The 20,037-nt window shown below is 52.1% G+C and carries 19 protein-coding genes and 1 pseudogene; 12 read left to right on the top strand and 8 right to left on the bottom strand.

Features of this window, described 5'->3' with window-relative positions; genetic code table 11:
* The first annotated feature begins 147 nt into the window (after window positions 1-147).
* The gene (maeB, locus tag CKQ54_RS19265) at window positions 148-2,427 is read left to right on the top strand and encodes an NADP-dependent oxaloacetate-decarboxylating malate dehydrogenase (RefSeq protein ID WP_120161593.1); all 2,280 of its coding nucleotides are present in this window, start codon (window positions 148-150) and stop codon (window positions 2,425-2,427) included.
* A gap of 103 nt (window positions 2,428-2,530) precedes the next feature.
* Here maeB and uriH read toward each other — a convergent pair whose 3' ends face one another.
* The 4 genes from uriH to amiA all read right to left on the bottom strand — a co-directional run bounded on the left by uriH (window position 2,531) and on the right by amiA (window position 5,951).
* Entirely contained in the window at window positions 2,531-3,478 is a 948-nt protein-coding gene (gene uriH / locus CKQ54_RS19260; protein WP_120161595.1) for a uridine-preferring nucleoside hydrolase UriH, read from the bottom strand.
* A gap of 54 nt (window positions 3,479-3,532) precedes the next feature.
* Window positions 3,533-3,982 carry a YaiI/YqxD family protein gene (locus tag CKQ54_RS19255; protein ID WP_112288886.1) on the bottom strand — a complete coding sequence of 150 codons (450 nt, stop codon included), beginning with the start codon at window positions 3,980-3,982 and terminating at the stop codon, window positions 3,533-3,535.
* Window positions 3,982-4,932 (bottom strand): oxygen-dependent coproporphyrinogen oxidase, encoded by a 951-nt coding sequence (hemF, locus tag CKQ54_RS19250; protein WP_120161597.1) that lies wholly within the window; start codon window positions 4,930-4,932, stop codon window positions 3,982-3,984. The genes CKQ54_RS19255 and hemF overlap by 1 nt, the downstream gene beginning before the upstream one ends.
* A gap of 134 nt (window positions 4,933-5,066) precedes the next feature.
* The gene (gene amiA, locus CKQ54_RS19245; RefSeq protein ID WP_120131685.1) at window positions 5,067-5,951 is read right to left on the bottom strand and encodes an N-acetylmuramoyl-L-alanine amidase AmiA; all 885 of its coding nucleotides are present in this window, start codon (window positions 5,949-5,951) and stop codon (window positions 5,067-5,069) included.
* A gap of 275 nt (window positions 5,952-6,226) precedes the next feature.
* Between amiA and CKQ54_RS19235 the strand changes: the two genes are divergently transcribed.
* Window positions 6,227-6,652 (top strand): GNAT family acetyltransferase, encoded by a 426-nt coding sequence (locus tag CKQ54_RS19235; protein ID WP_013574419.1) that lies wholly within the window; start codon window positions 6,227-6,229, stop codon window positions 6,650-6,652.
* 73 nt (window positions 6,653-6,725) lie between these two features.
* Here CKQ54_RS19235 and CKQ54_RS19230 read toward each other — a convergent pair whose 3' ends face one another.
* Window positions 6,726-7,124 (bottom strand): YgiW/YdeI family stress tolerance OB fold protein, encoded by a 399-nt coding sequence (locus CKQ54_RS19230; protein WP_208644635.1) that lies wholly within the window; start codon window positions 7,122-7,124, stop codon window positions 6,726-6,728.
* Window positions 7,125-7,327: 203 nt separating this feature from the next.
* Here CKQ54_RS19230 and CKQ54_RS19225 point away from each other — a divergent pair, with 203 nt between their 5' ends.
* The 10 genes from CKQ54_RS19225 (at window position 7,328) to CKQ54_RS19180 (ending at window position 16,851) form a co-directional block, all read left to right on the top strand.
* Window positions 7,328-7,771: a DUF2919 domain-containing protein gene (locus CKQ54_RS19225; protein WP_120161602.1), complete on the top strand. Its 444-nt coding sequence runs from the start codon at window positions 7,328-7,330 to the stop codon at window positions 7,769-7,771.
* 144 nt (window positions 7,772-7,915) lie between these two features.
* Window positions 7,916-8,545 (top strand): RpoE-regulated lipoprotein, encoded by a 630-nt coding sequence (locus tag CKQ54_RS19220; protein WP_120161604.1) that lies wholly within the window; start codon window positions 7,916-7,918, stop codon window positions 8,543-8,545.
* 105 nt (window positions 8,546-8,650) lie between these two features.
* On the top strand, window positions 8,651-9,550 hold the full coding sequence (locus tag CKQ54_RS19215; protein WP_113876015.1) for a Dyp-type peroxidase: 900 nt from the start codon (window positions 8,651-8,653) through the stop codon (window positions 9,548-9,550).
* Between the two features lie 211 nt (window positions 9,551-9,761).
* On the top strand, window positions 9,762-10,784 hold the full coding sequence (gene cysP, locus CKQ54_RS19210) for a thiosulfate ABC transporter substrate-binding protein CysP (protein ID WP_120161606.1): 1,023 nt from the start codon (window positions 9,762-9,764) through the stop codon (window positions 10,782-10,784).
* A complete protein-coding gene (gene cysT, locus CKQ54_RS19205; RefSeq protein ID WP_112290699.1) occupies window positions 10,784-11,614 on the top strand; it encodes a sulfate/thiosulfate ABC transporter permease CysT in 831 nt (276 codons plus the stop codon). Before cysP ends, cysT begins: the two co-directional genes overlap by 1 nt.
* Complete coding sequence (cysW, locus tag CKQ54_RS19200) at window positions 11,614-12,489, top strand: sulfate/thiosulfate ABC transporter permease CysW (RefSeq protein WP_112290701.1); 876 nt, start codon at window positions 11,614-11,616, stop codon at window positions 12,487-12,489. Before cysT ends, cysW begins: the two co-directional genes overlap by 1 nt.
* Window positions 12,479-13,573: a sulfate/thiosulfate ABC transporter ATP-binding protein CysA gene (cysA, locus tag CKQ54_RS19195; RefSeq protein ID WP_120161608.1), complete on the top strand. Its 1,095-nt coding sequence runs from the start codon at window positions 12,479-12,481 to the stop codon at window positions 13,571-13,573. The genes cysW and cysA overlap by 11 nt, the downstream gene beginning before the upstream one ends.
* Before the next feature lie 115 nt (window positions 13,574-13,688).
* The gene (cysM, locus tag CKQ54_RS19190) at window positions 13,689-14,573 is read left to right on the top strand and encodes a cysteine synthase CysM (protein ID WP_120161609.1); all 885 of its coding nucleotides are present in this window, start codon (window positions 13,689-13,691) and stop codon (window positions 14,571-14,573) included.
* A 258-nt stretch (window positions 14,574-14,831) separates the two neighbouring features.
* Window positions 14,832-15,515: a response regulator transcription factor gene (locus CKQ54_RS19185; RefSeq protein WP_101076260.1), complete on the top strand. Its 684-nt coding sequence runs from the start codon at window positions 14,832-14,834 to the stop codon at window positions 15,513-15,515.
* Between the two features lie 4 nt (window positions 15,516-15,519).
* Window positions 15,520-16,851: a HAMP domain-containing sensor histidine kinase gene (locus CKQ54_RS19180; protein ID WP_181955541.1), complete on the top strand. Its 1,332-nt coding sequence runs from the start codon at window positions 15,520-15,522 to the stop codon at window positions 16,849-16,851.
* Between the two features lie 191 nt (window positions 16,852-17,042).
* On the opposite strand, the gene crr is transcribed toward CKQ54_RS19180, so the two are convergent.
* From crr to ptsH, 3 genes and pseudogenes are all read right to left on the bottom strand, one after another.
* Window positions 17,043-17,552, bottom strand: a complete 510-nt coding sequence (crr, locus tag CKQ54_RS19175) for a PTS glucose transporter subunit IIA (RefSeq protein WP_112290707.1) — start codon at window positions 17,550-17,552, stop codon at window positions 17,043-17,045.
* Window positions 17,531-19,328 (bottom strand): annotated as a pseudogene (gene ptsI, locus CKQ54_RS19170) (phosphoenolpyruvate-protein phosphotransferase PtsI). The gene crr and the pseudogene ptsI overlap by 22 nt, the downstream one beginning before the upstream one ends.
* Window positions 19,329-19,378: 50 nt before the next feature.
* Window positions 19,379-19,636: a phosphocarrier protein Hpr gene (gene ptsH, locus CKQ54_RS19165; protein WP_013574433.1), complete on the bottom strand. Its 258-nt coding sequence runs from the start codon at window positions 19,634-19,636 to the stop codon at window positions 19,379-19,381.
* Window positions 19,637-20,037 lie beyond the last annotated feature (401 nt).

Raw genomic sequence — 20,037 nt, 5'->3', positions numbered from 1 at the left:
CAAACAATGTAACGGTCAAATTTTGGTCGTTATTCACCCTTCGTCGTGGCAGGGTTATCTATACTGGTCAGCGGGAAAACCTGATGGTGATGTTTACCCGTACCCTGTTGTCTCTGCAAAAATAAGAAACAAGAAAAGGACCCTACGATGGACGAACAACTCAAGCAAAGTGCGCTCGATTTTCATGAATTCCCGGTGCCCGGAAAAATTCAGGTCTCGCCCACCAAACCCCTCGCCACACAACGTGATCTGGCGCTGGCTTATTCACCCGGTGTTGCCGCTCCCTGTCTGGAGATCGCCAGAGATCCGCAGGCCGCTTACAAATACACGGCTCGTGGCAATCTGGTGGCTGTTATCTCGAACGGAACGGCGGTTCTCGGACTGGGTAATATCGGCGCGCTGGCCGGTAAACCGGTGATGGAAGGGAAGGGCGTATTGTTCAAAAAATTCGCGGGTATCGACGTGTTTGATATCGAAGTCGATGAAAACGATCCAGATAAACTGATCGACGTGATTGCCGCGCTGGAGCCGACATTCGGCGGCATCAACCTTGAAGACATCAAAGCGCCGGAATGTTTTTACATCGAGAAAAAGCTGCGTGAACGCATGAAGATCCCGGTGTTTCATGACGATCAGCACGGCACCGCGATTATCTGTACGGCGGCGGTACTCAACGGTTTACGCGTGGTGGGCAAAAATATTTCGGATGTCCGGCTGGTGGTGTCCGGCGCGGGGGCTTCTGCTATTGCCTGTCTGAATCTGCTGGTCGCGCTCGGACTTAAGCGCCACAACATTACGGCCTGTGATTCCCGTGGCGTTATCTATAAAGGCCGCGAAGAAAATATGGCCGAAACCAAAGCAGCGTATGCCATTGACGACAACGGGCAGCGCACGCTGGGCGATGCCATTCCGCAAGCTGACATCTTCCTCGGCTGTTCCGGTCCCGGCGTTTTGACGCAGGAGATGGTGATAACCATGGCGAAGGATCCGCTGATCCTGGCGCTTGCCAATCCTGAACCGGAGATTCTGCCACCGCTGGCGAAAGCGGTTCGCCCTGATGCCATCATCTGTACAGGTCGGTCGGATTATCCCAATCAGGTCAACAACGTGCTGTGCTTCCCGTTCATTTTCCGTGGCGCGCTGGACGTTGGTGCAACCACTATCAATGAAGAAATGAAACTGGCTTGTGTTCATGCGATTGCCGATCTGGCGATGGCAGAACAAAGTGATGTGGTGGCTTCTGCCTATGGAGAAGAAGAGTTGTCTTTCGGCCCGGACTACATCATTCCGAAACCCTTTGACCCGCGGCTGATTGTAAAAATTGCACCGGCGGTTGCCAAAGCGGCAATGGATTCTGGTGTGGCGATGCGCCCTATTGAAGACCTGGATGCGTACGCCGAAAAGCTGACGGAATTCGTCTATAAAACCAATTTGTTTATGAAGCCCATTTTCTCGCAGGCGAAGAAAGATGCCCGGCGCGTGGTGATGGCGGAAGGTGAAGAAGAACGCGTATTACAGGCTACGCAGGAGTTAATTTCCCTTGGGCTGGCCAAACCTATTCTGGTCGGGCGGCCAAGCGTTATCGCCATGCGAATTAAAAAGCTGGGGCTGCAACTGGAAGCTGGCCGCGATTTTGAAGTGGTGAATAACGAATCTGATCCGCGCTTCAATGAGTACTGGCGCGAATATTATGAGCTGATGAAACGACGCGGTGTGTCTCAGGAGCAGGCGCGGCGCGCGGTGATTGGTAATCCGACACTGATTTCCGCCATCATGCTGTTGCGTGGTGAAGCTGATGCGATGATTTGCGGCACGGTCGGCACCTATCATGAGCATTACGACATCGTGGAGAAAGTGTTTGGTTTTCGCGAAGGTGCGCACGTTGCCGGCGCGATGAATGCGTTGCTGCTGCCAAGCGGCAATACGTTTATTGCAGACACTTACGTTAACGACGATCCGACGCCGGAACAGCTGGCAGAAATCACCCTTATGGCGGCAGAAACGGTGCGGCGTTTTGGTATTGAGCCAAAGGTTGCATTGCTTTCGCATTCGAGTTTTGGCACGTCAGACAGTCCGGCGGCGCTGAAAATGCGACGTACGCTGGAGCTGGTAAACGAGCTTGATCCTGAGCTGGAAATCGACGGAGAGATGCATGGCGATGCGGCGCTGGTGGAAAGCATACGTCAGGACATCATGCCGGACAGCCCGCTGAAAGGTTCGGCCAATATCCTGATTATGCCGAATATGGAATCGGCGCGTATCAGCTACAACCTGCTGCGGGTATCGTGCTCTGAAGGCGTGACTGTCGGACCAGTGCTGATGGGGGTGTCGAAACCGGTACATATTCTGACACCGATTGCTTCGGTACGCAGGATTGTGAATATGGTGGCTTTAGCCGTGGTGGAGGCACAAACCGAGCCTCTTTAACTTTAACTCTTTAACTCTAACTCTTTAACCCTGACTCTTTGAACCTGCCTGCTTAAACCTGAAAGGGCGCAGCAACGCGCGCCCTTTTAATCAAATGACGGGCTCAGTATTTCACTTCGCCGATCCGCTCCAGCGCATCGACGATCAGATCCCAGAAACGCTGATGATCGAGTTTTACCGCGACCTGCGTGTGGCAATCTGGCGGCGGTGGGGCGCGGAAATCGGCAACGGTCATGCCCAGCGTCAGCGTGCCGGTCAGCTCAATATCAACCGGTACTTTTTGCACCGTCATCACGTTCGGATCAATCACGTAAGCCACGGCGCACGGGTCGTGAACCGGCGGGGAATCAAAGCCCTGACGATCTTTGTAGCTCAGACCGAAGAAATCGAGCAGCTCACCGACAAATTTGGCAGGCTGTGTGCTGACCGCAGCAATACGCGCAGCGACTTCCGGCGTGGCAAGTGCCTGATGGGTGAGATCCAACCCGACCATGGTCAGCGGCCATTTTTCGTTGAACACGATATGGGCGGCTTCCGGGTCAATTTTGATATTAAACTCGGCAACTGCGCTCCAGTTACCCACATGATAACCGCCGCCCATCAGCACCACTTCTTTCACACGGTCAGCAATGCGCGGCTCTTTACGTACCGCCATCGCAATATTGGTCAGCCCGCCGGTGGGCACCAGCGTGATCGTTTTCGGTGGATGGGACATGATCAAATCAATGATCAGGTCGATGGCGTGAACCGGCTCCAGCGTAATGGCGGCTTCCGGCAGCACCGGTCCGTCAAGACCTGATTCGCCGTGGATTTCGTCAGCCACTTCAATCTGACGCACCAGCGGACGCGTTGCGCCCGCCGCAAATGGCACACCGGTCAGGTTAATCACACGAGCAACGGCAAGTGCGTTGCGGGTGACTTTTTCCAGTGTCTGATTACCGACTACCGTGGTAACAGCCAGCAGTTCGATGTCGGGGTTACCGTGAGCCAGTAACATCGCGATAGCGTCGTCGTGCCCCGGATCGCAATCAAGGATGATCTTTTTGACCATTTCTTATTCCTTTAATTAATGTAGTGGTACTTCGGTTTCGACAGCCAGACCGGATTATTTTTTGGCTTGTTGCAGCCACTTATCCAGTTCATTGGCAAATTGCTGGCGGTCGCGCTGATTAAGCGCAGGCGGTCCGCCGGTCTGCACGCCGCTGGCGCGCATGGTGTCCATAAAATCACGCATATTCAGGCGCTCTTTGATGGTTTCAGTGGTGTACCGCTCGCCGCGAGGGTTGAGCGCTACACCGCCTTTTTCAATCACTTCCGCCGCGAGAGGAATATCTGCGGTGATCACCAGATCGCCGGGCTCGGTGCGTTTAACGATTTCGTTATCCGCGACGTCAAAACCGGCTTCCACGCGCAAAGTACGCAGGAATTTCGACGGCGGTGTGCGGATGATTTGGTTAGCCACCAGTGTCACCATCATACCGGTGCGCTCAGCGGCGCGGAACAGCACTTCCTTGATGACATTCGGACAGGCGTCGGCATCAACCCAGATTTGCATTAACTTGCCTCTCCGTTTACAGAAGATCCTTTTTCAGCCAGCCAGTCGCGAACCGGCAGGAAATCGCTGTACAGCGCGGCTTCCGGGCTGCCAGCTTCTGGCTGATAGCCATATTCCCAGCGCACCAGCGGCGGCATCGACATCAAAATAGATTCTGTACGCCCGCCGGTTTGCAGGCCAAACAGTGTTCCGCGATCCCACACCAGATTGAATTCGACGTAGCGGCCACGGCGGTAAAGCTGGAACTGACGCTCACGTTCGCCCCACGGCAGGGCTTTGCGTTGTTCCACGATGGGCAGATAGGCGTCAGTGAAGCCGTTGCCGACGGCCTGCATAAAGCTGAAACAGGTATCGAAATCTGGCGAGTTCAGATCGTCAAAGAACAAACCGCCGATGCCGCGCGCTTCATTGCGGTGTTTGATAAAGAAGTAATCGTCACACCATTTTTTGTATTTCGGATACACGTCATCGCCGAATGGCTGGCAAAGTTGCTGCGCGGTGAGGTGCCAGTGGCGGGCATCTTCTTCAAAACCATAATACGGTGTGAGATCGAAACCCCCACCGAACCACCAGACCGGCGCTTCACCGGGCTTTTCGGCAATGAAGAAACGCACATTGGCATGGCTGGTGGGAATGTAAGGGCTCAGCGGATGAATGACCAGTGAGACGCCCATGGCCTGAAAACTACGCCCGGCAAGTTCAGGGCGATGTGCCGTGGCGGAAGCCGGAAGGGTAGCGCCGGAAACATGTGAGAAGTTCACACCAGCCTGTTCGAACACTGCGCCATGGGTCATAACCCGGCTCTGACCGCCACCGCCTTCTTCGCGAACCCACTGGTCTTCAGCAAAATGACCTTTGCCATCGGCAGCGGCCAGTTGCTGGCAAATGTGGTCCTGAAGCTTGAGCAGGAAGGTTTTGACTTGCTGGATGTCGGGAATGGATTGGCTCACAGGCTAACTCGCAGACGTTGACTGAAAAGACATTCAGCGCCTTGCGGGCGCTGAATGATAGAAAAGTGGACGTTATTATATACCCAAAACCCTGCGGGTCACCAAAGGCGGCTGCTTTGGGTGTGGGGAAAACGTTATCGGGGCTTGCGCTCGTTGGCATCGAAGTAACTGAAAAAGTTCACGATACCCTGGGAAATCGCCTGAGCAATTTCACGGCGGAACGCTGTTGTGCTGAGCAACTGTTCCTCCTGATGGTTAGTGATAAACGATGTTTCCACCAGAATTGACGGGATCGACGGGGATTTCAGAACGGCAAATGCGGCCTGTTCAGTTTGCTGGCTGTGCAGGTGATGGATAGGCCGGATCCTGTCGAGCACGTGATGCCCCAGCGTGAGGCTGTTTTTAATGGTGTCAGTCTGCACCAGATCGAATAACACCTGCTGCAGATAATTGTTGTCTTCTTTGGCGTATTTCGCTCCGGCAACCAGGTCGGCGTCATTTTCTTTTTTCGACATATAACGCGCCATGGCGCTGCTGGCACCGCGGTTGGAAAGTGCAAAAACCGACGCACCGGAGGCCGTCGGGCTGGTGTAACCATCGGCGTGAATGGAAACGAACAGATCTGCCTGATGCTGATGTGCCAGTTCAACACGCTGATAAAGAGGAATAAAGTGGTCGGAGTCGCGGGTCAGTTTGACTTCAATATGGCTTTGCTCGCCCAGGAATTCCCGCACATAGTTGGCGATTTCCAGCACTACGTGCTTTTCTTCCGAACCCTCATGACCGACAGCGCCGGAATCAATACCGCCGTGGCCGGGATCGATCATCACCAGTTTCTTCGCGCCAGGCGGCTTAGGTGCCGGGGCGGATTTGGTGATGTGTTCCTGCTGCGCTGCGCTGGCAGAGCGGGAACCAAAGGCGGCAATCGCTAAACCGAGTCCGGAAAGCAGTAACTGGCGGCGTGTGGCGGCAGCAGGAAGCGGCTGGAAATGCAGAAATTTGTTCAGGGGGTTTAACATCAGTCCGTTACCGTCAGAAAAAAGGCAGAATGCTCTATGTTATAGAGTATCTTTTTTATAGTTTCGATCTGAGAACTATTACTTTTTATGAATATTGTGTCGCGGATGAAATCAGGGCCGAATAAATGTCCGGTGATAGGCAGGAATATCTTCTTCAGATGTTGAATTTGCGGTTTAAATTCATTCATAAAGCAGACAATCTGTGATTTTGATGTTGCGTATCAAACAGATCACGCGATAATCAAGTAAACCCCTATTAACAGCGGCGAACAGTGATGGAAATTCGCGTATACCGTCAAGAAGATTTTGAAGAAGTACTGACCTTATGGGAGCGTTGCGATCTGCTGCGCCCGTGGAACGATCCTGAGCTGGATATCGAACGTAAAATTAACCACAGCCCGGAGTTTTTCCTGGTGGCAGAAGTGGGTGGCGAAGTGGTCGGCACCCTGATGGGCGGCTACGACGGCCATCGCGGTTCGGCTAACTATCTCGGCGTACATCCGGATTATCGCGGACGAGGCATCGCTAACGCGCTGGTTAATCGTCTGGAGAAAAAACTGATTGCCCGCGGCTGCCCGAAAATGAATTTAATGGTGCGTGCAGAAAACGATGCCGTGGTCAGCATGTACGAAAAACTGGGTTATGAAATTTCGGATACGCTTTTACTGGGTAAGCGGCTGATCGAAGATCAGGAATATTAATCTACCCGTTGTTCTTCATTGAATAAAAAAGCCCCGGCAGAATCACATCTGCCGGGGCTTTTTACATCATGAATTACTTGATAATTTTAACGCTCTTGACGTCAACTTCCACAGAGTTCCAGTCTTTATCGACTTTACCTTCGATGCGGATTTTATCTTTCGGCGATACGTTCTGCCCCTGCCAGCGCTTGCCGTCAATTTCTACATTGAGGGTGCCGGTGTTATCGCGGAAAATGTATTTATCGTGGTCGATACGCTGATCGATAAAACCTTCCAGCATGATCCATTGATCGTCTTTCATGGTTTGCGCGTCTTTCACGGTGCTCAGCGCCGTGGTACCGGTGAAACCGCCCTGTGCTGCAGACTGTGTTTGCGTTTCCTGTGCTGACGGACCGTTAAAGCCGCCGGTTTGCTGAGCAAACGCCGTCGCTGAACAAAGTGCAATGAGGGTTGCCAGAGTGATCTTCTTCATCATAATAGGTCTTCCTTAATTTAACGTTTCCGGAGTAACGACAACTATGACATCGTTTCGGATGTCTTGCCGTGCTGGAGACCATTAAAGCAGACTGTTCTTAACAGTTTCTTAAGCGTATACCCGGCATACATCAAATTATTTTAGGTATGTCACTGGGGATTGTTAGATTTAACCTTATTTGCAGGAACGTTGTTCTTTTTATGAACCCGGATGATTATAACGACCACGGTATGTTGCGATTGCCGCTGTGGTTCTGGACGATTTTAATTTTGCAGGCACGAACCTGGTTGTTGTTTGTGATGGCGGGTGCTTCCCGCCAGCAGGGAAGTGATTTGCTGACGCTGTTTTACCCCGATCAGCAAAGTTTCTGGTCCGGGATGTTGCTGGGGTTGCCGCCCGCGCTGGTGTTTTTGCTCAGTGGTCGTCGTCATGTCTGGCCGCGCATCTGGCAGGCCGGATACTGGTTACTTCTTGCCGGGATGTTTGTCACTTTTGCATTGCAGGCTCTGGGATTATGGCAAAGTACTGACATGATTTCTGGTGTGGATATCGTGCTGGCATTACTGGATGCGGCCGCACTGGCGTATTGGTTATTGAGCCGCCGTTTGCGCGCCTGTTTTGATGCCTCACACCGTCTGGCCTGAAGCATATTCCCTTTTGGGCTGAACTTTTTTGCCAGAAATACACTCGAACTGGCGCTTAACAATAATTGTTAAAATATTAATTCACTGTCGGTTTGTCCGCCAGGCCGCGCCGGCCAACGGGAACGGGCAGAAAAGGAGTATGGAATGACTGTTCGCTTGCGGGTTCGCCCCCTGTTGCTGGTGCTGCCACTGATCCTGACTGGCTGTTCGTCGATGTCTAACATGTCGTGGCCAAGTGTTTCCTGGTCGAGCATGAATCCGCTCAACTGGTTTGGCAGCAGCCTGACGGTCAGCGATAAAGGAGTAGGCGGGATAACAGGTAGCACGGCGCTGACAGAAACGGCCATTAAAGATGCGCTGGACGGCGATTATACCTTGCGCAGTGGCATGTCGATGAGCGGCGGAAAAATGCTGAGTTTCTTCCAGGCGATGGACGGCAAGGACGTGAAAATGTCGATCAGCGGCGAGCCGAAAGGCAACGTTCAGCGTGTTGACGTGGTGGATCCTAAAGTAGAAAGCGAATGGGGCGTTAAAATCGGCACGTCATTCAGCAGCCTTTACAGCAAAGCCTTCGATGTGTGTGTAAAAGGCGAGGGAGATGATGCGCAGAACGTCGAGTGTAAAGCGCCGCAAAGTTCTCACGTCACCTATGTCTTCAGCGGGATCTGGCATGGCCCGGAATCACTGATGCCTTCGGACGACGCGCTGAAAGACTGGAAGGTAAGCAAAATTATCTGGCGGGCTAATCCGGCTCAGGCTTCCACTGCTCAGTAAAACCTGTTTCTCAGCGTAATAACTCCTCAATGCCTTGCCTTCGCGCAAGGCATTTTTATTGACATCCGGTATGATGTCGCCGGTCAAATTAACGAGGATGAGAAGATGACTCAGGTTCAGAGCGGCATTTTGCCCGAACATTGCCGTTTCGCGATTTACATCGAAGCGAAAGCTCAGGGTGACCTGGATGCGCTCCGGCAGGGCTGCCGTGCATTTGTGGCTGTACTGGAAGACATGCAGAAAAAATTTCCCACCGAACATCTTGGTGCGGTCGTAGCCTTTGGCAACGATGTGTGGCGTGATTTATCCGGCAATCAGGGCGCGGATGAACTGAAATCTTTCCAACCGCTGGGCAAAGGTCTGGCACCTGCTACGCAGCGCGATATGTTGTTGCATATACAGTCCCTTCGTCATGACGTTAACTTTGCGCTGGCACGGGCGGCACTGAAAGCGTTCGGCAGTTCCATTGTCGTTGAAGAAGAAACCCACGGGTTCCGTGCGATCGAAGAACGTGATCTGAGCGGTTTTGTTGACGGCACTGAAAATCCGAAAGCAGAGGCCCGCGCACAGGTGGCGATTATTCCTGAAGGCAGCGTCGATGCTGGCGGCAGCTACGTGATGGTTCAGCGCTGGAAACATAATCTGGTGCAATGGGAACGTTTCTCCGTGCAGCAGCAGGAAGACGTCATCGGGCGTACCAAAGACACCGATGAAGAGCTGGATTCAGAAACTCGCCCGGATACTTCCCACGTCAGTCGTGTTGATCTGAAAGAAGACGGCAAAGGCCTGAAAATTCTGCGCCAGAGCCTGCCTTATGGCACAGCCAGCGGCGAACACGGTTTGTATTTCATCAGCTATTGCGCCCGTCTGTGGAACATCGAAAAACAACTGCTGAGCATGTTTGGCGATCTCGATGGTAAACGTGATGCGATGCTGCGTTTCACCCGTCCGGTGACCGGCAGCTATTATTTCGCCCCATCACTGACACGTCTTTTAGCGCTTTAAGTTCCTTCAGCGCGTTCCTTCACGGACGCGCTGCCTCTTCCCCTTCTGTTATTCCCCCTGCGTTTGTTAATGCCTTATAGCTTTTCATGCTTGAAAATCACCAAATGGTATATAAAACCGTTACAGCCTGACCCTCAGTTATAAATACACTGTGTGATATTGAGCGGCATTTATCAGCGTCGCATATCGGTTCACTCATCTAAGGCTAAGCATGAAAACACTCGGATTTACAGGCAGCGTGCTGAAAGGTTCCGTGGCGGCACTGCTGCTGGCCAGCGGCGCGGCTTCGGCGACTGAATTGCTCAACAGTTCTTATGATGTGTCCCGTGAACTTTTTGCTGCACTGAACCCGCCATTTCAGAAACAGTGGGCTGATCAAAACGACGGCGACAAACTTGATATTAAACAATCCCATGCCGGTTCTTCCAAGCAGGCACTGGCGATTTTGCAGGGTCTGAAAGCGGATGTCGTCACTTACAATCAGGTGACCGATGTGCAGATTTTGCATGACCGCGGGAATCTGATCCCTGCCGACTGGCAAAGTCGTTTGCCTAACAACAGTTCGCCGTTTTATTCCACCATGGCGTTTCTGGTCCGCAAGGGTAATCCAAAGAACATTCACAGCTGGGACGATTTAGCGCGGCCGGGCGTGAGCCTGGTGTTTCCGAATCCCAAAACCTCCGGCAATGGCCGATATACCTACCTGGGTGCCTGGGGAGCGTTCAATCTGGAAGACAATAAAAACCAGACGAAAACCCGCGAGAAAATGGCGAGTTTCCTGAAAAACGTTCAGGTGTTTGATACCGGCGGCCGTGGCGCGACAACCACATTTGTGGAACGCGGACTGGGTGATGTGCTGATCAGTTTCGAATCTGAAGTGAACAATATCCGTAAGCAGTACGGTGACGATAAATACGAAGTGATTGTGCCGAAAGTGGACATTCTGGCTGAGTTCCCGGTGGCCTGGGTGGACAAAAACGTCGAGAAAAATGGCACAGAAAAAGCCGCAAAAGATTACCTGAATTATTTGTGGAGCCCGCAGGCGCAGAAAATTATCACCAGTTTTAACTACCGTGTGTATGACAAAACGGCGATGGCAGCGGCTAAGGGGCAGTTCCCGGATACCAAATTGTTCAAAGTTGAAGATCAGTTCGGTGGCTGGCCACAAGTGATGGAAACCCATTTCAGTACCGGCGGTGAGCTGGACAAACTGTTAGAGCAAGGTCACAAGTAATGTTGTTGTCGAGCAAACGCGTATTACCCGGATTCACCCTGAGCCTCGGCAGCAGCCTGCTGTTCGTCTGCCTGGTGTTATTGCTGCCGCTGAGTGCGCTGGTGATGCAGTTGTCACAAATGACGCTGGCGCAATACTGGGATGTGATCACCAACGGTCAGGTTGTTGCAGCGTACAAAGTGACGCTGCTGGCGGCGGGTGTGGCGAGTATTTTTAACTGTTTCTTCGGCATGTTGATGGCGTGGATCCTGACCCGTTACGAATTCCCCGGTAAAAGCCTGGTGGACGGGCTGATGGATTTGCCGTTTGCCTTGCCGACCGCCGTGGCCGGTTTAACGCTGGCAGGCCTGTTTTCTACCACCGGGTTTTACGGTCAGTGGCTGGCGCACTTTGATATCAAAGTGGCGTACACCTGGCTTGGTATTGCGGTGGCGATGGCCTTTACCAGCATTCCGTTTGTGGTTCGTACCGTGCAGCCGGTGCTGGAAGAATTAGGTCCGGAATATGAAGAAGCCGCTGAAACGCTGGGCGCTTCGCGCTGGCAGAGTTTCCGTCGCGTGGTATTGCCGGAAGTCATGCCTTCTTTGATGGCGGGCACGGCGCTGTCCTTTACCCGCAGCCTGGGCGAATTCGGTGCGGTGATTTTCATTGCCGGTAACATTGCGTGGAAAACTGAAGTGACCTCGCTGATGATTTTCATCCGCTTGCAGGAATTTGATTATCCGGCAGCCAGCGCGATTGCATCGGTTATTCTCGCCGCCTCGCTGCTGTTGCTGTTTGCGATTAACACTTTACAGAGCCGTTATGGCCGTCGTCTGGGAGGCCAGTAATGTCTGATATTCCGGCTTTTGCAGGCGAAAAACGCCAGCGTATCGACTGGGTAAAATGGTCGCTGATCGGCACCGGTTTACTGATTTGTATTTTGCTGCTGGTGATCCCGATGATCAGCATTTTCGTGCTGGCCTTTTCCGACGGGATTGCTGCTGTTTGGAAGAACCTGTCTGATTCTGACATGTTGCATTCCATCTGGCTGACCGTGCTGATGGCGCTGATCACCGTGCCGGTGAACCTGATTTTCGGCACGCTGCTGGCCTGGCTGGTGGCGCGCTTTAATTTCCCGGGGCGTCAGCTGTTACTGACGCTGATCGACATCCCGTTCGCGGTTTCGCCGGTGGTTGCCGGTCTGTTGTATCTGCTGTTTTACGGCACCAACGGCCCGATTGGCGGCTGGCTGGATGCGCATAATATTCAGTTTATGTTCGCCTGGCCGGGCATGGTGATGGTAACGGTATTCGTTACTTGTCCGTTTGTTATCCGTGAGCTGGTGCCGGTGATGTTGAGTCAGGGCAGCCATGAAGATGAAGCGGCGGTCTTACTGGGCGCGTCAGGCTGGCAGATGTTCCGCCGCGTGACCTTGCCGAATATCCGCTGGGCATTACTGTACGGCGTGGTGCTGACCAATGCCCGTGCGATCGGGGAGTTTGGTGCGGTGTCTGTCGTTTCTGGTTCTATCCGCGGCGAAACTTACACGCTGCCATTACAAGTTGAATTACTGCATCAGGACTACAACACCGCAGGCGCGTTTACTGCCGCTGCATTGCTGACCCTGATGGCGATTGTCACACTGTTTCTGAAAAGCGGCCTGCAATGGCGTCTGAAACGCCATAACGACCGTCTTGAGCGGGAGGAAAGTCATGAGCATTGAAATTAACGGTATCAACAAATATTTTGGCCGCACGAAAGTGCTCAATGATATCTCGCTCGATATTGCTTCCGGAGAGATGGTGGCGCTGCTCGGGCCTTCAGGTTCCGGTAAAACCACGCTGCTGCGCATTATCGCCGGACTGGAAAACCAGAGCGCCGGACATCTGAGTTTTCACGGTAAAGACGTGACGCGTCTCCACGCCCGAGACCGTCAGGTTGGTTTCGTGTTTCAGCATTACGCGCTGTTCCGCCATATGACGGTGTTCGACAACATCGCCTTTGGCCTGACGGTGCTGCCGCGCCGCGAGCGTCCGAATGCCGAAGCGATTAAACAGAAAGTCACTAAACTGCTGGAGATGGTGCAGTTAGCCCATCTGGCCAACCGTTATCCGGCACAGCTTTCTGGTGGTCAGAAACAGCGTGTAGCATTGGCCCGTGCGCTGGCGGTCGAACCGCAAATTTTGCTGCTGGATGAGCCTTTCGGTGCGCTGGATGCGCAGGTGCGTAAAGAGCTGCGCCGCTGGCTGCGTCAGTTGCATGAAGAGCTGAAATTCACCAGCGTGTTCGTGACCCACGATCAGGAAGAAGCGATGGAAGTCGCCGACCGCGTGGTCGTCATGAGCCAGGGTAATATCGAACAGGTGGGCGCGCCGGAAGAAATCTGGCGTGAGCCGGCGACCCGCTTCGTGCTGGAGTTTATGGGTGAAGTGAATAAAATCGGCGGTGAAATTCGCGGTTCTCAGTTGTATGTCGGCGCGCATCACTGGCCGCTGGAGAACCCGCCGCTACATCAGGGTGCGGTCGATTTGTTCCTGCGTCCGTGGGAAATGGAAATTACCGCGCACAGTACTGCGCGCTGCCCGTTGCCGGTAAAAGTGCTGGAGGTCAGCCCGCGTGGTCATTTCTGGCAGCTTATCGTGCAGGCGGAAGGCTGGCACGATGAACCGCTTTCCGTGGTGCTTTCTGAAGCTCACGGTAATAGCGCACCTCAGCGCGGCGATCGGTTTTATGTCGGCGGGCTGAATGGCCGCTTGTATGCCGGTGATCAGCAGCTACAACCCGTTGCGTTAGCGAAGAGCGCCTGATATTTTTTAATCAGCATGTTTCTCAGGGCGGTCTCCGAGCCGCCCTTTTTATCGTCTGATATCTGTTTATGTGTTTTTTATCAGTCAATATACCTTTTTAATATAAGGCAAGCCCGTGAGTACGCTTGAACACTACATCGGTAATACACCTCTGGTGAAATTACAGCGTCTGACCGAGGGACTCGACAGCGAGATCTGGGTCAAACTGGAAGGCAATAATCCCGCGGGCTCAGTAAAAGACCGTGCAGCGCTGTTCATGATTGAGCAGGCGGAAAAGCGCGGTGAAATTCATCCCGGTGACACGCTGATCGAAGCCACCAGTGGTAATACCGGTATTGCGCTGGCGATGATTGCGGCACTGAAAGGTTATAAGCTGAAATTGCTGATGCCGGAAAATATGAGCCTCGAGCGTCAGGCATCAATGCGCGCTTACGGCGCTGAATTATTGCTGGTCAGCCGCGCGCAGGGGATGGAAGGTGCGAGGGACCTGGCGCAGGAAATGGAACAACAGGGGCAGGGGAAAGTGCTGGATCAGTTCAATAATCCGGACAACCCGCTCGCGCACTTTACGACTACCGGCCCGGAAATCTGGCAGCAGACGCAAGGGCGTATTACGCATTTTGTGTCGAGTATGGGGACAACCGGCACCATCACGGGCGTCAGTCGCTTTCTGCGCAGTCAGCACGCGGGTGTGCAAATTGTCGGGTTGCAACCTTCTGCAGGCAGCAGCATTCCGGGTATACGCCGCTGGCCGCAGGAATATCTGCCGGGTATTTTCAGCCCTGAACTGGTCGATGAAGTGATGGATATGGGGCAGGGCGAAGCGGAAGACACCATGCGGGCTCTTGCGCGGGAAGAAGGTATCTTCTGTGGAGTGAGTTCCGGCGGCGCTGTTGCGGGCGCATTGCGTGTCACCAGAAGCCATCCCGGCAGTGTGATTGTGGCAATTGTCTGCGATCGCGGTGACCGTTACCTTTCGACTGGTGTATTTTCTGATTAAGAACTCGCAGCGATAAACGCGGTCACATGATAAAGGCAGGCCTTTGCGCCTGCCTTTTGCTTTCTGAATGACGCTAACAGATTGATTTTAATCTTCTATAATAGGAATAGTGTTAAACACGACAACTTTGTTCCTTACACTGCGCTTTAAGCGATATGAAATTCTGTCAGAGACTGTGTAAAAAAAGAGTAAAAGCGGCTGCGTAATGCAGGGTTAGTGGTAAAAATGACCAAAATTTTAGCCAGGCGGAAATAAAGAATGAAAATTTTATTAGTCGATGACGATCTCGAATTAGGAACCATGCTCAGCGAATATCTGATTGCAGAAGGTTTTGACGCTTCTCTGGTGCTGACCGGCAAAGCGGGCGTGGAAGGGGCGATGTCCGGCGAATACACCGCGATGATCCTCGACATTATGCTGCCGGATATGAGCGGTATTGATGTACTGCGGCAGGTGCGTAAAAACAGTCGTCTGCCGATCATCATGCTGACCGCTAAAGGCGACAATATCGATCGCGTTATCGGCCTGGAAATGGGTGCCGATGATTACATGCCAAAACCTTGCTACCCGCGCGAACTGGTTGCGCGTCTGCGTGCAGTATTGCGCCGTGTGGAAGAGCAGCAGGAATCGCACTCTGATTCTTCATCCGTTAACTACGGTGACCTGACGCTGAATCCGGCTACCCGCAGCAGCGAATGGCGTGGGGTTCCTTTTGACCTGACGGCGTCTGAATTCAATCTGCTGGAGCTGTTACTGCGGTCTCCTGAACGTGTGGTATCAAAAGATGAGTTGTCAGAAAAAGGCCTCGGGCGTCCGCGTGAAGCTTATGATCGCAGTATTGATGTTCACATCAGTAATATCCGCCAAAAACTGGGGTCACTGGAAGGTGGCGATATCCTGACTATTGAAACGGTGCGCAGCATTGGCTATCGCATACGCTAAACGAATGCGCGGAAAACTGTTCTGGAAAATCCTGCTGGGATTCTGGTTCACTTTTGTGGCGATCACTCAGGGACTTTGGGTGGTTTTTGCTTTTTATAATCCGCACGAACCGCCGGAAAGCGGCATTGCACGACGCTTTGTAAAACTGCAAATTACGTCAGCGGTGTCAACGCTGCACAACGGCGGTATGCCTGCACTTAACGCGATGATGGCCGACTGGCCGGATGATGACAGGCAGTTTTTCTCCGTAACGCCTTCGTTGCTGCCCGCCAAAGGCAATACGATTAAGGATCTGGAACCCGGTAAAATCCCACATGAAGTCGTGCAGTTTGTGCAGGGGCCTGACGGGCAGGGCTACCGGCTTAAATATGATGTAGACGGGCTGATGCATGAATATCGCCCGAGACGTCACAGGGACTGGCTGAATATGCCTCCGCCATTATTATGGCTGGGCGGACTGGGCGGATTACTGTTCAGCGCGATGCTGGCGTGGAACCTGACCCGACCTATGCTGCAAATGCGTAAAGCCTTCGGACGGGTGGCGCAGGGCGATTTATCGGTACGCCTGTTTACCAGCATGGGCAAGCGGCACGATGAGCTGTCAGAAGTGGCACGCGATTTCGACTCCATGGCTGAACGTTTGCAGGTTCTGGTGAAGGCGCGTGAAGAACTTCTGCATGATGTTTCTCACGAGCTGCGTTCTCCATTGGCGCGGTTGCAGCTGGCCATCGGCCTGGCGCGACAGAATCCTTCAAATGTTGAAAGCTCGCTGAGTCGCATTGAACATGAAGCGGGACGTCTGGATAAGATGATCGGGGAACTGCTGGCGCTGTCGCGAACTGAAAGCAGTGAAATCCCGGATGAAGAGTACTTCGATCTGTACGGCCTGGTGGAAGCGGTGGTGAACGACGCGCGCTATGAGGCGCAGTTACCGGGCGTGGAGATTGCGCTCTTTCCCGAATCAGCGGATGACCTGGATTACACCGTGAAAGGCAATGCTGAGCTGATGCGACGCGCTGTCGATAACGTGGTACGCAATGCACTGCGTTTTTCTGCGCGCGGGCAAACAATCACTGTTTCACTGGCGCAGGTTGAAGAGTATCTGCAAATTGAAGTGGCCGATCAGGGGCCGGGTGTGGAAGAAGATAAGTTGTCGAGTATCTTCGACCCGTTCGTGCGAGTGAAATCGCCGCTGTCAGGCAAAGGCTATGGTCTTGGTCTGGCCATCACCCGCAAAGTGATGTTAGCGCATGAAGGTAAAGTGGATGCCCGTAACGCGCAGCCACATGGCTTAATCATCAGCCTTCAAGTTCCGCACTGGAAATCCGCTTCATAATCCGAGCCGCAGATGCGCTGGCTACTCTCAGCCACCCGAATCACTTACTTTTGTAAGCTCATCTGGATGGCTTCGTTTGCTGCCTTTCTGCGACTCGAATTATTTTGTGGATAGCTGTTTTTACAGGCAATAAAAAACGGCGCTGATTAGGCGCCGTTTTTAACTTCTTGCTTTACAACTCGCTGAGCGAATTACTTCTTGATGCGGATGATTGGGGTTTCGCCCACAGTCACGCTACCTGTCAGTTTAATCAGCTCTTTGATCTCGTCCATGTTAGAGATAACAACCGGAGTCAGGGTAGACTTCGCTTTCTCTTCCAGCAGAGGCAGATCAAACTCGATAACCAAATCGCCTTTCTTAACACGTTGGCCTTCTTCAGCGATGCGTTTGAAGCCTTCGCCTTTCAGTTCAACGGTGTCGATACCGAAGTGTACGAACAGCTCAATGCCACTGTCGGATTCGATTGAGAAAGCATGGTTAGTTTCGAAGATTTTACCGATAGTGCCATCAACCGGAGCAACCATTTTGTTGCCAGATGGTTTGATAGCAATACCGTCACCTACGATTTTCTCAGCGAAAACAACGTCAGGTACGTCTTCAATGTTGACAATCTCACCAGAGATCGGCGCTACGATTTCAATAGTGCCAACGTCTTTTTTATCATCAGAAACCAATGATTTCAGTTTATCGAACAAACCCATGATCTTCTCCTAAGCATTAATTTGGGCAGCTTTACCAGCATCGCGCAATTAGCAGAGTGTTTTTTCTTCAATGAACTTGTTTACCAGGTTCATCAACTCTTGCGCCGTAGGTTGGGCCAGGGCCTGATCTGCCAGCGCTTTCACATCTTCGAAGTTTGTATTGCGAATAATTTTCTTGATGCGTGGGATAGAGATAGCGCTCATGCTGAACTCATCTAACCCCATGCCCAATAGAAGAAGTGTAGCACGTTCGTCACCGGCTAGCTCGCCGCACATCCCTGTCCATTTACCGGCAGCATGAGATGCGTCAATAACTTGCTTAATTAAACCAAGCACTGACGGAGACATTGGGTTGTACAGATGAGAAATCAGTTCGTTACCGCGATCCACAGCCAAAGTATACTGGGTAAGATCGTTTGTACCAATACTGAAGAAATCGACTTCTTTTGCCAGGTGATGAGCAATCACTGCAGCAGCCGGGGTTTCAACCATCACGCCTACTTCGATAGTTTCATCGAATGCCTGGCCTTTTTCACGCAGCTGAGCTTTCAGCATTTCCAGTTCTGCTTTCAGTTCACGCACTTCTTCAACAGAAATGATCATCGGGAACATGATGCGCAGTTTACCGAACGCAGAAGCACGCAGAATACCTTTCAGCTGGTCGTGAAGAATTTCTTTACGGTCCAGACAGATACGGATTGCACGCCAGCCCAGGAACGGGTTTTCTTCTTTTGGCAGGTTCATGTACGGCAGGTCTTTATCACCGCCGATGTCCATGGTACGGACGATAACTGCCTGTGAGCCCATCGCTTCAGCAACGGCTTTATATGCCTGGAATTGCTCTTCTTCGGTAGGCAGGCTGTCACGGTCCATGAACAGGAATTCTGTACGATACAGGCCGACACCTTCAGCGCCATTGCGCTCTGCACCGGCGACGTCGCGCACGGTACCGATGTTGGCACAAACTTCAACCTGATGACCATCCAGCGTGATAGCCGGCAAATCTTTCAGTTTAGTCAGTTCGTCTTTTTCTGAGATGTACTGGTTCTGAACGGCTTTCAGCTCGTCAATTACGTCTGCTGTCGGGTTGACATAGATTTTATTGTTCACAGCGTCGAGGATCAGGTAGTCATCATTTTTGACTTGTTTGGTCACGTCGCTGGTACCCACGATTGCAGGTAATTCCAGGGAACGCGCCATGATTGAGGTGTGAGAAGTACGGCCACCCAAATCAGTAATGAAACCCAGAACCTTGTTCAGGTTCAGCTGAGCCGTTTCTGACGGCGTCAGATCGGTCGCAACCAGGATAACTTCGTCCTGGATGGAGCTCAGATCAACGATGGTCATGTCGAGAATGTTGCGCAGAAGACGTTTACCGATATCACGCACGTCAGCCGCACGTTCTTTCAGGTATTCATCATCAAGCTCTTCCAGGGCTTTCGCCTGACCTTCAATGACAGAGAAAGCAGCAGCGTCAGCAGAAGCATGCTCGTCTTTGATAAGGGCTATGATTTCCTGTTCAAGCTCTTCGTCTTCCAACAACATGATGTGGCCTTCGAAGATGGCTTCTTTCTCTTCACCGAAGGTCTCACCGGCTTTGGTCTTGATCACTTCCAGCTGAGCTGAGGCTTTCGCACGGCCAGCGAGGAAACGTTCAACTTCCTGATCAACCTGATCAGGAGAGATTTTTTTCCGGTTGATGACAATTTCATCTTCTTTCAACAGAAGTGCTTTGCCGAAAGCGATACCGGGAGATACTAAAATGCCTGAAATCATAACCCTACCTTTCTCTTGACTGGTTTAAACGATATAAGAGCGGCTGAGTGTTACTCGAGCTCTGCCATCAGTTTTACCAAGTGTTCAACGGCTTTCTGCTCGTCTTCACCTTCAGCTGAGAGGGTCACAACGGTACCTTGGGTCAGGCCCAGAGTTTGCAGTTTAAACAGGCTTTTCGCACTGGCGCTTTTGCCATTTGAAGTCACGGTGATGTCAGAAGCGAAACCTTTAGCTTCTTTCACGAACTGTGCAGCAGGGCGAGTGTGCAGACCATTAGGAGCGGTAATTGTAACTTCTTGCTGGAACATTGTTGTTTCCCCAACTTATTAAAGTAATGTTGTGGAGCTAAAGTTTAGCTTATGCGCTGCACTTTAGCCTGTAGAGATTAGCGCCTGACTATGGTTCAGGGGCAGGTTCAGATGCAACAGAAAAGAGAAAATAACGCACTCAGCGATAAAACTCTTTGCCCTAGATCTAGGCTTTTCTGTTATTTCTCCATTATGCCGTGATTTTCCCTCTTGTAACAAATCGGTAAATCGATTCAGCGGGCGGGTTCATGGAGGCGATTAATTTCGCGCATCGAAATAATTGACCGGTTAAATACTAAACCTGGCGGGTAAAATCAATGACAGAGTGGTGTAAACTTTGATGTAGCCCACAAAAAAGCACCCCGAAAGGTGCTTTTTTATCCGCTTTTAGGGATGTGGCA

This window comes from Rahnella variigena, from assembly GCF_003610915.1.
Lineage (GTDB): Bacteria > Pseudomonadota > Gammaproteobacteria > Enterobacterales > Enterobacteriaceae > Rahnella > Rahnella variigena.
This window is presented reverse-complemented; position numbering and strand designations above follow the sequence as displayed.